A 14,330-nucleotide genomic window follows, 5' to 3' on the forward strand; every position below is an offset into this window, starting at 1 on the left:
TCATGTAACAACTTCATCCTATACTTAAATCAGAAAACCTGTCAATAGTGTCAAGAAATTAGTTTTTCTTGTATACTAGACTTTAGTTCTTGATGAACTGATTACACTGGGCAATGTGCTGCATTACTTCAAACTAAATTTAGTTGCGGTTACGTTAGTGCCTTCATTGAAATTTTTATTATTAGGCTGTTATGCTTCAACTTTCACATTTTAATCGTCGTAGTATCAAAGGCGACATTTTTGGTGCTCTTACCTCTACCATAGTGGCATTACCTTTTGCTTTAGCCTTTGGCGTAACGTCGGGCGCGGGTGCAAGTGCAGGTATTTATTGCGCTATTATAACGGGGTTATTTGCTTCTATATTTGGTGGTACTAATCAACAAATATCAGGTCCTAATACCGGTTTAACCATTGCAATGGTGGCCATTTTAACCAGTTTTATAGCGCAATCTCCTGAACATGGTATTGCGATGGCCTTTACCGTGGTTAGCATGGCAGGTGTTTTCCAAATGCTTTTTGGCTTTTTCAAGCTGGGTAAGTATTTTACTCTGATATCTTATCCGGTTATTTCAGGCTTCACGTCAGGTGTTGGTATCCTGATTATTTTATCCCAAATTACATCTTTATTTGGCAAGCCTCTTGCTGATTTATCTTTTTCATCTTCAATATTTACCAGCACAAATACCCTGCTCGGCTTAGTTTGTTTAGCAGTACTTTTTGTCTGGCCACAAAAATTCAGTCGAGTGATACCTGCAAGTATTGTTGCGGTTATTGGTGCAACGCTTTTTTATATTTTTTCTGACAGTGCCATTCCGGTTGTTGGTGCTATATCAAGTGAGCTACCCGCGTTTAATTTCCCTACTTGGCAAGGTGATTTAATAGGTGAAATGATCAAGTCGGCATTATTGATTGCCACCTTGAGTACTTTAGACTCTTTAATGACATCACTAACGGTTGATAGTATCAGTAATGATTTACATAATTCTGATCAAGAACTAGTGGGCCAAGGCATAGGTAATATTATTGCAGGCTTTTTCGGTGCCTTACCCGGTGGCGGCGCAACCATGCGCACCGTCACAAATTTAAGAGCAGGAGGAACAACACCTTTATCTGGTATTTTGCATGCACTTTTTATTCTCGCTATTGTCTTATGGGCCGGCGAATATACGGCTTATATACCTGTGGCGGTTCTCGCGGCAATTTTAACCCATGTTGGTATCAGTATTATTGATTGGAATTTTCTAAAACGTGTACATCAAATCCCACTGTTTAGTGTTGCTTTGATGATTTCAACTATGGTGATGGCGGTTATATTTGACTTAATTACCGCGGTATTAATTTCAGCATTTGTGGCAAATTTAGTTACTATTCGTCGGTTATCAGAAATTCAATTAGACAATATTAAGCTCTTAACAGCGCAAGACGCACTGCACTTACCTATTTACGAAAAAGAGTTATTTACTGAGTTAAATAACCATGTACTTTTACTCAACATATCAGGCCCAATAGGTTTTGGTGTCGCAAGAGGGTTAAAGCAAAGTGTGTCAAAATTAGATGAAAATAAAGCCTTATTGATCGATTTTACCGATGCACGTTTTGTTGGCATTACCAGCACAATAGCTATTGAAGAAATTATTATGAGTTATCAAACACAAGGTAGAAAAATACTTTTATCTAATATTTGTCAGCGAGTTCGTGATGATTTTAATAAATTACAATTATTTGACAAAGTACCAAGAGAGCAGATATTTAATACTAGAATTGAAGCGTTGTATTATTTAAAAAATCAAATACAACCATAATATTATTGAGTGTAGCGAGTAATTTCGTACTCGCTACACTCAACTATTTACCTATTTTGGCTCTTTTGCAATGCAAGGCTAGAGCCAAAGTTATTTACTTTTATTAACTGTAATTTACGATGAGAGTTGCTCGAAGGTATCAACACCTGCTTGCGCGCAACCAAGATCTTGCTCCGGCGAGCCAGAGCTTACACCTATGCCACCAACTACTTCGCCTTGATAAGTAATGGGTAAGCCTCCGCCTACAATGCACATACGCCCACCTAATGCGGTGTGTATACCAAATAAGTTATTTTCATGGCCCGGAATACAAGCCTGATTAAAAATATGGGTACCTTTGCGAGCTGAAGCGGCGGTAAAAGCTTTATCTTGAGATAACGTAATGCTGTGTATTTTTCCACCGTCCATGCGCTCAAAAGCAAGTAAGTTTCCTGACTCATCAACAACCGATATGCACATAGGCACGCCAAACTCCTTTGCCTTTATTACCGCGCCATCAATAATTAATTTCGCCTCTGTTTGATTTAATCTATTTACTGTTAACATAGTTTACACTCTTTAGTTTTTTAAAATTCCTTATTAAACCAAGGTCTTCAATACCCTATGTTATGTATTGATTCTATTGATTTAACGTTATATGTATTAACTTGAACTGTATTAAATTTTGGCTCATTTATACTTTTGCAATAACATGACCCAATTCAATGGAAATTGACTTTCCTGCTTTAACTAAATGTTTGATCCATTCATCTTTACGTCTTTGAATTGGAGCCGAAACTGAAAGCCCTGCTACAACTTCGCCAAACTTGTCATATAAAAGTACGCCAATGCAGCCAACGCCCATTTCCGCTTCTTCGTTATCAAATGCATAACCTTGGTCAACACAAGCTAAGCATTCGTCAACTAGGGTATCGAACTTTGAAAAGGTTTTGCGTGTATAAGTGGGTAAATTTGTGCGCTGGGCGTAGCCTTTAATTCCTTCTACACCATCTCGACCTAGCATCATTTTACCAACACCGGTCACGTGCAACGGTGCCCTGCTACCAATAATTTGTTGAACATGCATCATACGATTTGGAATCGCTTTTTCGACATAAATAACCACATCACCTTCGCGCGTAGTTAAGTTAATAGTTTCACCAAACTTATCACGTAACTTTTCCATGTAAGGAATAGCGACCTGACGAAAGTCTATCGCGTTACTTTGATTACTACTGAGTCTTATAAGTCGACCACTGAGCTGATATCTGCCAACACTATCTCGATCAACAAAGTGGTTATCAATCAACGAATGCAAGATACGAAAAGCCGTTGAAGGCGCTAAATTAGTATCAGCACTCAACGCCTTAAGTGTTACGGGTAATGAGTAACGTGAAATTGCGTCTAATAACATCGCTGCTCGGTCAATCACTTGAATACGAGATTCTGGTTTATGCTTTTTCATAAAACTCACACTGTCTTCCATTAGGGATTTAACTTGCTGTTAGCAAATCTACTTTACTGACTCTGTAGCTAAATATAATGCTAAAACAACCATAATAAATAGCTAAATTACACAATAATAATTCCACATTGTGAAATCTCGTACACGCCAGCACACAACCACCTCGTTAACGATTGATTTTTATGAACTTAATAAATGGTAATTACAATAACAATAAAATAATTTCATATAGTGAAATCAACCTTGATTGCCTGACCCTACCATTTTCCATAAGGTGGAATAACTTAAATAAATCAAACCTGCTTTTATAAACCCATACAAAAGCAACGCACTTAAATCCTTTAAGTAAACAAAATAGTCAGCCATTTAGCCGTGGTTATTCAATAAAAAAGGAGCCGAATTTGAGCAGTTCAACAGAAAAGCCTATGTACATTCCAACTTACGACCATGTACTTGAAGCACACGATCGCATTAAGCCCTACATTCATGAAACACCTGTTTTAACTTCACAGTTTATTAATGAACTAGCCGGTGCTGAATTATTTTTTAAATGCGAAAACTTACAAAAAGCGGCTGCGTTTAAAGTCCGCGGTGCTTGTAATGCCGTATTTGGTTTATCTGATGAAGCAGCAAAAATTGGTGTTGCGACACATTCGTCAGGCAATCATGCGTTATCACTTTCTTATGCGGCTGGTCGACGCGGTATTCCGGTTACGGTTGTTATGCCAAGAACGGCTCCGCAAGCCAAGAAAGATGCGGTTATTGGTTATGGCGGTACAATTATTGAGTGCGAACCCTCGACCACTTCGCGTGAAGCAGTATTTGCTGAAGTAGTGGCTAAATCGGGTGCTGACTTTGTGCACCCTTACAACGATCCTCGTGTTATTGCAGGCCAAGCCACTTGCTCAAAAGAGTTAACTAGCCAAGTTGAAAATTTAGATACGGTTGTAGCCCCTATCGGTGGTGGCGGCATGATTTCAGGCACTTGCTTAACCTTATCGACCATAGCGCCTAACATAAAAATATATGCTGCAGAGCCACTAAATGCTGACGATGCAGCCAGATCATTTAAAGCCGGTCATATTATTGCTGACGATGCTCCAGACACCGTTGCAGACGGTCTTAAAGTTCCGTTAAAAGATTTAACTTGGCATTTTGTTAAAAATCACGTTACCGACATTTTAACGGCAACAGAAGATGAAATTATTGCTGCGATGAAGCTTATTTGGCTACGTATGAAAATAGTCGTAGAGCCTAGTAGTGCTGTCACATTAGCCATTATTCTCAAAAACCCAAATGTTTTCAAAGGTAAACGAATTGGGGTAATTCTTACCGGTGGCAATGTCGATTTAGACAAACTGCCATGGATGAATAAATAGATTCAGTTCAAAGACATAAACTTAATAACAACAGAAATTTTGGAGATAAAAATGACTACAAGCAATTTAGAAGTAGGTTACGACATTCCGGCAGCTATTGGTATGGCAGAAGCTGATATTCAAACCCCCTGTTTAGTCGTAGATTTAGACGCCCTAGAGCGCAACATTGTCACCATGGGTAACTATGCAAAAGCAATGGGGGTTCGTCATCGCGTACACGGCAAAATGCATAAATCTGTTGATATTGCGCTATTACAAGAAAAGCTTGGCGACAGTTGCGGGGTATGTTGTCAAAAGGTATCTGAGGCAGAAGTATTTGCACGAGGTGGTATTAAAGATGTACTGGTATCAAACCAAGTACGTGACCCTGCAAAAATTGACCGTTTAGCCCGCATGCCTAAATTAGGTGCGCGTACACTTTGTTGTGTTGACGACCTTGATAATGTTGCAGAACTTGCGCTTGCCGTTAAAAAACACGGTACTGAAATTGAATGTTTAGTTGAAATAGACTGTGGTGCTGGACGTTGTGGTGTAAGTGAAGGACAGCCAGTTGTTGATATTGCTAAAGCAATTCATGCAACACCGGGCTTAAAATTTGCGGGTATTCAAGCATACCAAGGTGCAATGCAGCACATGGAAAACTTTCAAGAACGAAAAGAAAAGCTTGATATAGCGATTGCAATGGTAGCTCGCACCATTGAAATGCTTAAAGTGGAAGGATTAACGTGCGACATTGTTGGCGGTGGCGGCACAGGTTCATATTACTTTGAAGGTAACTCGGGCGTATTCAACGAATTACAATGTGGTTCGTACGCATTTATGGATGCTGATTATCAACGTATTCACGATGAGAACGGTGAAAAAATCTCTGAATTTGAAAATGCCCTATTTATTTTAACGTCTGTAATGAGTCATACAAAAACAGATAAAGCTATTTGTGACGCTGGTCTTAAAGCACAATCTGTTGACAGCGGCTTACCTTATATATTTGGACGTGATGATGTTGAATACATTAAGTGCTCAGATGAACACGGCGTGATTTCAGATCCTAACGGTGTCTTAAAAATTAATGAAAAGTTAAAGCTAGTGCCTGGTCATTGTGACCCTACCTGTAATGTTCATGACTACTATGTAGGTGTGCGCAATGGCAAAGTTGAAGTGCTGTGGCCAGTATCAGCTCGTGGCAAAGCTTATTAATCTGCACGTTTTTAAACTAAACCTTATGAAGGCCTTTTGAAAATCATACTTTACTTCATTTGGTTTATTCAGATTTATTCAGTTTTAAAGTTTTATTCTCCCAAGGAGTAATGGTTAAGCTTGTCGTTTTTATCTGTTTCCCAACCGACAATAACGAATGACTTTTAACCTTACCTTTGGGAGTTTTTTCATCGCATAAAAGAGTAACAACTTAAGACCCTATTTCAGCCAATTGATAACTTAAGGATACAATAATGAGTCAGTCTCCCATAAAGAAAAACCAAGGTGTTTCAGTAATATCTGAAGCAGTATGCCAAAAAATAATCGGCAGAGAAAATGCCTTTATTGCCGTAGAAAATGTATTTGCTGCGATGGCGAAAAATACCGCCTATAACTTCCCTGTGATCCGTGAAGCCATTGGCCATGAAAATGCGCTTTATGGTTTTAAGTCAGGCTTTGATCGCGATGGTATGGTGCTGGGTTTAAAGTCAGGCGGTTACTGGCCTGGCAATACAGATAAAGGTTTAACGAACCATCAATCGACTGTTATTTTATTCGATCCTGACACAGGTAAATTAAAATCATTAGTCGGTGGAAACTACTTAACGGCCGTTCGTACAGCGGCATCTTCTGCGGTATCAATTGCTCATTTAGCCCGTAAAAACGCTAAAGTGTTAGGCATTGTCGGTGCAGGTCATCAATCAACCTTCCAGTTACGTGCAGCTTTAGAACAGCGTAGTTTTGAAAAAGTTGTGGCATGGAATTTACACGCTGACAAATTGAGTAACCTTGCTGATGTTTGTAAAGAGTTAAACGTGCCATTTGAAGGACTTAGTCGCGAAGCACTTTGTGCTCAAGCCGATGTTATTATTACCATTACTTCAGCGTTTGAGGCTTTAATCGATAAAGCGTGGATAAAACCAGGAACGCACATTGCGTGTATGGGCACCGATACTAAGGGTAAACAAGAAGTAGATGCAGAGCTATTAGCCACCGCTAGTGTGTTTACTGATGAACTTGCACAGTCAATTACCATTGGTGAAGCACAACATGCAATTGCTTCTGGCTTGATTAAAGATACCGATATTGTCTCAATTGGCGATGTTATCAATGGTGTAAAACCCGGTAGAACGAGTGATGATGAAATTACGTTATTCGACGGCACCGGTGTGGGTTTGCAAGATTTAGCCGTTGCCTCAGTCGCCGCAGCGTTAGCAGAAGAAAAAGGCTTAGCTACTTATTTTTCACTTTAGTTTTTAACTCTTAGTTATTAGCTATTAATTTCTCTGTTAGTTTTCATTTAAATTAATGGTGTAAATAAACTCAGCGGTGCTAATATCGCCGCTGAAATTGCACCTTAATATTGTGCACCTAAAATAGCGTATTAAATAACGTGTTTGACCTGGCTCAGTAATATTAAAACCCTTAATCTTTATCACCATTTTTAATTGATAACACTAGCCTTTTACATGCTAAAACTTAGGCACATACCAGAATGAAGCACACTCTCCATCATGTCAGTAAAACTATTTTTCGTAGTTTTTCTCAAGTTATGCTGCAACAAAACACCTTAACAGGCTTACTGTTCTGTCTTGGTATCGCTATTAATTCAGTTACCATGTTGTTAGGAGCATTGTTGGCTGTGTTAGTGAGTTTTATCACCGCTACATTATGCAAATTCAACTCAAGGTTAGTTCAGCAAGGTGTTTATGGCTTTAATGCCGCGCTTGTTGGCACGGCGGTGTGGTTCTTTTTACCCGTGAGTTTTTTGTCGTTAATATTAATCATTATCGCTGCTAGCTTTGCCACCATACTTAGCCATATTTTACTCATCTATAGTGCCAAATTCCCTATCTTTACCGCACCTTTTATAATGACTACTTGGTGTATATTACTTTTTATGAAGGTTTCAGGTATAGCGCCAGTAACCGAACAATTTTCAACTCATGACATTGCTGATTTTCACACGGTTTTTCGAGGATTAGGCCAAGTAATGTTTCAAAGTTATTGGCTTTCCGGGCTAATATTTTTTGTTGCTTTGCTGGTAAGTTCGTACAAATTGGCTATTTGGGCATTAATTGGTTCTGGAACAGGCCTGCTGATCGCACGAACTTTAGGTTATTCTGAAGGGACATTATTAATTGGTGGTTATGGCTTTAACGCTGCGCTTGTTGCTATTGCTTTAGCTCAACGTTACCAAGGTAAACATTACTTGATTTTTATCGGTATATTGCTGAGCGTGTTGCTTTCTCAAGCGCTTACTTTACTGGCTATACCTGCATTAACAGCGCCATTTGTATTGGTTAGCTGGATAGTCGTTGCGGTAAAATCGAAAATAACAGGGGTTTATAAACTTCTCTAGCTAATACCGCAACCTTTTAGAATGATTTGAGTGAGTGAAGCAACCACCTCTTCGAAGTCGTCATCGTTCATTGCTTCTTTATCAAGTGCCGCGACAACTTGTACGTTAAAATCGGCGTAATGCTGAGTTGAACTCCAAATTAAAAATAACAAATGGTAAGGATTAACAGGGTCAATAAGGCCTTGTTCAACCCAAGATTCAATAACCATAACTTTGGTATTCAACCACACTTTAAAATCATTATTTAAGTAGTCGTTAAGAACTGGTGCGCCATGAATGAGCTCACTTGCAAAAATTCTTGATGCATCGGGATCATTTTTAGAGTGCATGACCTTCGCTCGAATATAAGCACTAAGCACTTTTTTGGGTTCGTTAGCCAAAGTTAGTGTGTCGTAATCTTTATTCCATACCGCGATAATATCACTCAGTAACTGTTGGTATAAATCAGTTTTGTCAGCAAAATAGTAGTGAATGTTGGCACGAGCAATATTAGCGCGTTCAGCGATGCGTTTTATCGATGCCCCTTTAAAACCATAAGTAACAAACTCTTTCTTTGCTGCTTCTAATATTATGGCTTTATTTTTTTGTCGGATTGTCCCTTCAACTACTTTTTCTTTACTCACTTAAATTCCTATTACAACGTCAACATTAGCGGTATTTACACGTTAGTTAAATATACAGATACTTAGCGACAATAATGCCACTTATTTTTGCTTATTATTATCAAAAAATACTGTCAAAAATAAGTATCCAAAAAATAATATCAAAATAAAGTTAGTTTTAACACGAGTGGCGCGCTAAGCCTAACTTAAACCTAACTAAGCCTCTAAGATAAAAAAGGCAGATAATACCACTAAAAATTTAGGATACTAGCTGCCATTTGTTGATCAATTTTCGCCTAGGTTTTAAGAAAATCCTAGCGAGTTGTTATTTTGAGTTCGCAAGCCAAATGGCTAAACGCATACGCTCGTCATCTGTCATCGCGGTTTTATTCATAAATGGCATATCTTTGGCGTCAATCACGCGTGCTTGAATACGTGGACCCCATTGTTTAATGGTATCAATATCAGAAAATACAATACCCGCTGGCGCAATGGTAAAAATGTCATCGGTCGGGGTTTCTGCATGGCAAGTGCCACAACGTTGCTCAATTATTTGCGTAACCTCACCATTAGTCACCACTTGTTGCTGTTGCGCTGCGCTTAACTCAACTGAGCGCGGTGCAATAGCTACAGCTAACACAACGGTCGCAACAACCGAAGCAACCAAAATTAAAGGCTTTTGTTTACCAAAGTGTCGTAAAACAAAATATTGTCGAACCGCCGCTGTGATCAATATAATCACCATTAACACTAACCAGTTAGCACTATGGTTAAAGGTCATTGGGTAATGATTTGAGATCATAATAAAAATAATGGGCAAGGTGGTGTAAGTGTTATGTGTTGAGCGCACTTTGGCATTTAAACCATAAGCAGGATCAGGCGCTTTGCCCTCTTCTACGGCTTTAACTAAAGCACGTTGCGACGGCATAATACCGAAAAACACATTGCCGGCCATAATGGTGCCAATAATAGCGCCCATATGCATGTAAGCACCACGTGCACTGAATATTTGCGTTAATCCATACGATAATGCCGTTGCTACAACAAGCAGGATCAAGCCTAAAATAAGGCCATGATTTCTTAGCTTAGTTCTAACTAAAAATTCGTAAATACCTACGCCGACCACAATAGAACCAACACCTAACAAGATGGCTTGCATTTGTGATAAGTCAGCAACACGTTTATCAATTAAATATGATTCAGCGCCAACATAGAACATAAGCGTTAATAATAGAAAACCTGTGATCCAAGTGGTGTAAGCTTCCCATTTAAACCAATGTAATGTCTCAGGAATTTTTGGTGGTGCTAATTTATATTTCGCCACTTCATAAAAACCACCACCGTGTATGGCCCACAAATCACCACCAATACCTTTGTCAGCTTTTTCTTGTGGTGGTGTTTCTAAATGATTGTCTAACCAAACAAAATAAAAAGATGCGCCGATCCAAGCAATACCTGTAATAAGATGTGCAAATCGAATGACTAAATTGAGCCATTCATTAATATACGGGTCCATAAAATTCCTTAGTGTTCAAAATCTGTTGTTTTATTATTATTGTATTTTTTAAACCCGCTCACCCATTATATGGGTTGCTTTAACATGACGTTCATCGCCTAACATGCTTAGTATAAAAAGTTTTTCTGAAAGTGTTTTACAATGTTGCATACGTCTATCCATTAAAGGCGTTGCGTTATAATCCAAAACAATGAAATCGGCTTCAGCGCCTTTAACAAAATTACCTATAGTACCTTCAAGATCTAAAGCTATAGCTCCACCTAATGTGGCTAAAAATAGTGATTTAAATGGGCTAAGTTTATCGCCGCGAAGTTGTTGTGTTTTATAACCTTCGTTTATCGTGCTTAACATAGAGAACGTTGTGCCAGCACCGATATCGCTACCCAAACCCACGTTAACATCAAACTTTTCTGCCTGTTTAAGGTTAAACAAGCCACTACCTAAAAATAGGTTTGAGCTAGGACAAAAAGCAATAGCAGAGTCAGTTTCACTTAAACGCTGGCATTCGCTGTCATGCAAATGTACGCCATGAGCAAATACACTACGTCGGCTGAGTAAGTTACTTTTATCGTATACATCTAAATACCCGTCGCTATCTGGAAATAGTTCTTCTACCCAAGCAATTTCAGCTTTATTTTCACTTAAATGGGTATGCAAATAAACACTCGGGTGTTCTGCTAATAACTGCCCTGCTTTGTTTAATTGCTCGGTTGAACAGGTAGGTGCAAATCGCGGTGTAATAGCATATTGCAAACGGTCAGTGTTATGCCATTTTTCAATTAATGCTTTACTGTCATCATAACCACTTTGTGCTGTGTCAGATAAGTAATCAGGACAATTTTGATCCATTAACACTTTGCCACAAATCATGCGTAATTTTTTCTGTTGAGCAATGGTGAAAAAGGCTTCTACTGATTCTTTATGTACGGTACCAAAAACTAAGGCGGTTGTTGTACCGGCCTCAAGTAATTGTGTTAAAAAGAACTCTGCGACTTTTTTACCGTGTTCAAGATCTGAAAATTGACGTTCAAATGGGAAAGTATAGTTTTCTAACCACTCAAGCAGTTGTTCGCCGTATGACGCGATCATTTCTGTTTGTGGATAATGAACATGAGTATCAATAAAGCCTGGCATCATTAAACCATTTTCGTAATGAATAACCTCAACATTTTTATCTAGCGTGCTAAGTAACGTTTTAGCTTCGCCAACTTGTTCAACAAGCCCATCTTTAATGATGAGGAGCCCGTCTTCAATATATTGATAACTGTCTTGTAGAGCTACTTTGGCAGGATCAGCCAAAAAATGCAGTAACTCTCCACGATATACTTTCAACATTAATTTATTACCTTCTGATTTATTTATTGTTTTTTATAACGAGTGTTTATATTTATCAGTCAATGTAAAAATTGACTTTAAGTTTTTAATACCGATAACTGTTGATTAGGAGTCCGACGTTATTAACTTTCTGTGATAACGATAGAGCCATCTAATTCCAGCACATCACAGTTATCACCTTCACCTCCGCGATCTACCACTAAAAAGTCACTTTCGCCTCCCAGTGCTAAACAGAAATGATGCCAAGTGCCTTTATGATAGTTAACGCCTTGGTCAGAATTTGCGATGAAAATTTCCAACTTATTTACGTCAAATTCTCCTGCGGGAGCTACTACCACTAGGTATGGGTTTTGGCCCATAGGTATGAATGCTTGGCTGCCGTGTGGATGACGTTCCATCATTTTAACGGCAATCGGTTGTGCTAGCGGTGTAGAGCGAAATATGTTGATGATTGCGTGTCCTGCATTATCACTGACATCAACCTTAGCGAGATCATGATAACGCTGAGTAAAGCCATCGTTAATTTCAATTATTTTAGCGCCAGCATCAGCTTCAATAACATCACCAAAAGCACTAAAAGCTTCGCGTGTTAAAGGCTTTGGCGTAACGACTTGTATGTTGTTTGACATAATAGTTACCTACTTAACTTTATTAGCTACCACGATATGTCGAGTAACCAAACGCCGTTAATAACAACGGAATATGATAATGACTTGCACTGCCATCTAGCTCAAAAACGATATCAACATAAGGATAAAAACCTTGCTCTTTATTGGCTAAAAAATACGGTTTAGTTGAAAAGTGCATACGATAAATTCCTGCACCAAGCACTAAATCGTCAGCTAATAAACCAGCAATTCGGCCATCGGCGTTAGTTAAACCGCTCGCTAACTCATTCCAACCATCATTGGTTTGAACAAATAAAGTAATAGGTAAGTTTTGCGCAGGTAAACCGCGAGTAGTGTCGAGTACATGAGTGGTTATTTGGCTCATATTAATTTCTCTAAACGTAAGTGAAATATTTTGCGTTGTTCTTCAGCCGCATTAGTCAGTTCGGTTACTTTATCGTTTGGCAAACGCGCTTGTAATAATGCCACCATTTGTGCCGCGCTTTTACCTGTTGCACAAACAATAAATATAAAACCAAACTTTTCTAAATAATCTGCGTTACCTTGAGCTAGCGATTCAATTACTTGCTCGGTTGCTTCACTGACTGAGCTTTGTTCACCACTGGCAAGTTCTTTGGTATTGGCATACTTTGCTCTTAACGTATCAACGTTGCCAATTTGTGGGTGACCTTCAAATGCTTCTAAATAGTCTGCTTCAGCAAGTCCTTGCCACGCTATATCTGCTTTAGTTTCTAAATCTTTTTTATCTGCAAAAGGGCGCGCCTGAACCATTTTTTCTACCCAAGCTGCAGATGTACAACATTGCATAAAGGTGTGTGTGGCTTCATCGATAGTTAATTCATTTAATTGTGCTAAATTCATCTTATTTCCTGTTATTAACTGGTTTGTTTCTTTGTCATGCAATGATTGGCTAAAGTAAGACATACAAGCTAAATGCTACTAATAAAAGCATAGCTATCACTTGTTTTATTATTTATTTATTTATTTTATTGAGAGTAAGTATATTACTCTCTTTACTAACACTTTCTAACGTAAAGGTATTTCACATTGTAGAACGGTTTTATAAGCTTTCATGAAAATCACTGGCTCCGACTAACCAAGCACCTGATAGTCTTTGTTAGTTAAATAAAATGTTAGACAAATTTAATCCTAGTCAGTGTTAAGTAATTGCTTAAGTTCTTGCCAATGAATACCTTGCTGCGATTTAGGGCGTTTTTTGTTCACTGGCGTTGTTGAGCTATGTTCTTCTGATTGTTCAAGTATTTCATCTAATTGCGCTACTTTTTTTTGTTCAGCTTGGTAAATATTAATAATTTCAGCTGAAACAGAAATGGCGACTTCCATCGGTAATTTACCGCCAACTTGAGATAACCCAATCGGGCAATTCATTCTTGCAACTTGGTTTTCATCTATATCTCGGTGTTTATAACGTTGTTTGAATCTGCGCCATTTGGTATCAGAAGCGATTAGCCCTAAATAATGAAAATCAGCACGCTTTAAAATTGCCTGTGATATTTCAAAATCCATTTGATGATTATGTGTCATGACAATAAAGTAGCTATTTTCTGGCATGCTTGCTACTTCAAGCTCTGGCGCGTCACTGACGACTTTAAGGACATTATCATATTGCTCAGCATTAACAGGAAACTCTGCTTCTCGGCTATCTACCCAAGTTACTTTACACGGCAGTTGCGCTAACAATGGCACTAAAGCTTTGCCTACATGGCCAGCGCCAAACAACATAATATTAACGCCGGTAGTTGCAAAGCATTCAAACAACACGGTTGTATTACCACCACAACATTGACCTAAATTACTGCCCAGTTGAAAATGTTCGATATGCTGGCAAGTTTTACCACTGAGCAACATTTTTTTCGCTTGTTTAATCGCCTTATGCTCAAGGTGACCACCGCCAATAGTGTCAAAAATGTCGTTACTGCTGATGACCATTTTTGTACCACTATTTCTTGGTGTTGAGCCTGAAACACCAACCAATGTCACTAAGACATAGGCTTGGCCTTGTTTGCTCAATTTATAGCTCGCGCTGCTCCAGTTTGTTGTCAT

General features: G+C 38.6%; 14 protein-coding genes. 5 read left to right on the forward strand and 9 right to left on the reverse strand.

Annotated elements, in window-relative coordinates:
- The first annotated feature begins 191 nt into the window (after window positions 1-191).
- Window positions 192-1,802: a SulP family inorganic anion transporter gene (locus H4J50_RS08765; protein ID WP_182255774.1), complete on the forward strand. Its 1,611-nt coding sequence runs from the start codon at window positions 192-194 to the stop codon at window positions 1,800-1,802.
- A 114-nt stretch (window positions 1,803-1,916) separates the two neighbouring features.
- Here H4J50_RS08765 and H4J50_RS08770 read toward each other — a convergent pair whose 3' ends face one another.
- Window positions 1,917-2,348 (reverse strand): heme-binding protein, encoded by a 432-nt coding sequence (locus H4J50_RS08770; protein ID WP_182255775.1) that lies wholly within the window; start codon window positions 2,346-2,348, stop codon window positions 1,917-1,919.
- A gap of 127 nt (window positions 2,349-2,475) precedes the next feature.
- Window positions 2,476-3,246 (reverse strand): IclR family transcriptional regulator, encoded by a 771-nt coding sequence (locus tag H4J50_RS08775; RefSeq protein ID WP_182255777.1) that lies wholly within the window; start codon window positions 3,244-3,246, stop codon window positions 2,476-2,478.
- Window positions 3,247-3,647: 401 nt separating this feature from the next.
- Between H4J50_RS08775 and bhcB the strand changes: the two genes are divergently transcribed.
- The 4 genes from bhcB (at window position 3,648) to H4J50_RS08795 (ending at window position 8,184) form a co-directional block, all read left to right on the forward strand.
- Entirely contained in the window at window positions 3,648-4,625 is a 978-nt protein-coding gene (bhcB, locus tag H4J50_RS08780; RefSeq protein ID WP_220466144.1) for a beta-hydroxyaspartate dehydratase BhcB, read from the forward strand.
- Window positions 4,626-4,676: 51 nt separating this feature from the next.
- Complete coding sequence (gene bhcC, locus H4J50_RS08785; RefSeq protein ID WP_182255779.1) at window positions 4,677-5,822, forward strand: 3-hydroxy-D-aspartate aldolase BhcC; 1,146 nt, start codon at window positions 4,677-4,679, stop codon at window positions 5,820-5,822.
- 254 nt (window positions 5,823-6,076) lie between these two features.
- Window positions 6,077-7,075: an iminosuccinate reductase BhcD gene (bhcD, locus tag H4J50_RS08790; protein ID WP_182255781.1), complete on the forward strand. Its 999-nt coding sequence runs from the start codon at window positions 6,077-6,079 to the stop codon at window positions 7,073-7,075.
- Between the two features lie 242 nt (window positions 7,076-7,317).
- Entirely contained in the window at window positions 7,318-8,184 is an 867-nt protein-coding gene (locus H4J50_RS08795) for an urea transporter (RefSeq protein ID WP_182255783.1), read from the forward strand.
- Here H4J50_RS08795 and H4J50_RS08800 read toward each other — a convergent pair.
- The 7 genes from H4J50_RS08800 to xdhC form a co-directional block, all read right to left on the reverse strand.
- Entirely contained in the window at window positions 8,181-8,807 is a 627-nt protein-coding gene (locus H4J50_RS08800; RefSeq protein WP_108455932.1) for a TetR/AcrR family transcriptional regulator, read from the reverse strand. The two genes, H4J50_RS08795 and H4J50_RS08800, sit on opposite strands and share 4 nt — an antisense overlap.
- A 304-nt stretch (window positions 8,808-9,111) precedes the next feature.
- The gene (locus tag H4J50_RS08805; RefSeq protein WP_182255785.1) at window positions 9,112-10,302 is read right to left on the reverse strand and encodes a urate hydroxylase PuuD; all 1,191 of its coding nucleotides are present in this window, start codon (window positions 10,300-10,302) and stop codon (window positions 9,112-9,114) included.
- A 48-nt stretch (window positions 10,303-10,350) separates the two neighbouring features.
- Window positions 10,351-11,637, reverse strand: coding sequence for a guanine deaminase (guaD, locus tag H4J50_RS08810; RefSeq protein ID WP_182255787.1), 1,287 nt, complete (start codon window positions 11,635-11,637; stop codon window positions 10,351-10,353).
- A gap of 122 nt (window positions 11,638-11,759) precedes the next feature.
- Window positions 11,760-12,254, reverse strand: a complete 495-nt coding sequence (locus tag H4J50_RS08815) for an ureidoglycolate lyase (protein ID WP_204100681.1) — start codon at window positions 12,252-12,254, stop codon at window positions 11,760-11,762.
- A 34-nt stretch (window positions 12,255-12,288) separates the two neighbouring features.
- A complete protein-coding gene (uraH, locus tag H4J50_RS08820; protein ID WP_182255789.1) occupies window positions 12,289-12,630 on the reverse strand; it encodes a hydroxyisourate hydrolase in 342 nt (113 codons plus the stop codon).
- Window positions 12,627-13,127 carry a 2-oxo-4-hydroxy-4-carboxy-5-ureidoimidazoline decarboxylase gene (gene uraD / locus H4J50_RS08825; RefSeq protein WP_108455927.1) on the reverse strand — a complete coding sequence of 167 codons (501 nt, stop codon included), beginning with the start codon at window positions 13,125-13,127 and terminating at the stop codon, window positions 12,627-12,629. Before uraD ends, uraH begins: the two co-directional genes overlap by 4 nt.
- Before the next feature lie 288 nt (window positions 13,128-13,415).
- The gene (gene xdhC / locus H4J50_RS08830; RefSeq protein WP_182255791.1) at window positions 13,416-14,330 is read right to left on the reverse strand and encodes a xanthine dehydrogenase accessory protein XdhC; all 915 of its coding nucleotides are present in this window, start codon (window positions 14,328-14,330) and stop codon (window positions 13,416-13,418) included.

Source organism: Colwellia sp. 6M3 (genome assembly GCF_014077595.1).
In the GTDB taxonomy this organism is placed as follows: Bacteria; Pseudomonadota; Gammaproteobacteria; order Enterobacterales; family Alteromonadaceae; genus Cognaticolwellia.

Excerpts from the sequence above, each read along its gene's own strand:
- H4J50_RS08765 (WP_182255774.1), top strand. The coding sequence starts at position 192 with ATGCTTCAACTTTCACATTTTAATCGTCGTAGTATCAAAGGCGACATT.
- H4J50_RS08770 (WP_182255775.1), bottom strand. The coding sequence starts at position 2,348 with ATGTTAACAGTAAATAGATTAAATCAAACAGAGGCGAAATTAATTATT.
- H4J50_RS08775 (WP_182255777.1), bottom strand. The coding sequence starts at position 3,246 with ATGAAAAAGCATAAACCAGAATCTCGTATTCAAGTGATTGACCGAGCA.
- bhcC (WP_182255779.1), top strand. The coding sequence starts at position 4,677 with ATGACTACAAGCAATTTAGAAGTAGGTTACGACATTCCGGCAGCTATT.
- bhcD (WP_182255781.1), top strand. The coding sequence starts at position 6,077 with ATGAGTCAGTCTCCCATAAAGAAAAACCAAGGTGTTTCAGTAATATCT.
- H4J50_RS08795 (WP_182255783.1), top strand. The coding sequence starts at position 7,318 with ATGAAGCACACTCTCCATCATGTCAGTAAAACTATTTTTCGTAGTTTT.
- H4J50_RS08805 (WP_182255785.1), bottom strand. The coding sequence starts at position 10,302 with ATGGACCCGTATATTAATGAATGGCTCAATTTAGTCATTCGATTTGCA.
- guaD (WP_182255787.1), bottom strand. The coding sequence starts at position 11,637 with ATGTTGAAAGTATATCGTGGAGAGTTACTGCATTTTTTGGCTGATCCT.
- uraH (WP_182255789.1), bottom strand. The coding sequence starts at position 12,630 with ATGAGCCAAATAACCACTCATGTACTCGACACTACTCGCGGTTTACCT.
- uraD (WP_108455927.1), bottom strand. The coding sequence starts at position 13,127 with ATGAATTTAGCACAATTAAATGAATTAACTATCGATGAAGCCACACAC.
- xdhC (WP_182255791.1), bottom strand. The coding sequence starts at position 14,330 with ATGACAACAAACTGGAGCAGCGCGAGCTATAAATTGAGCAAACAAGGC.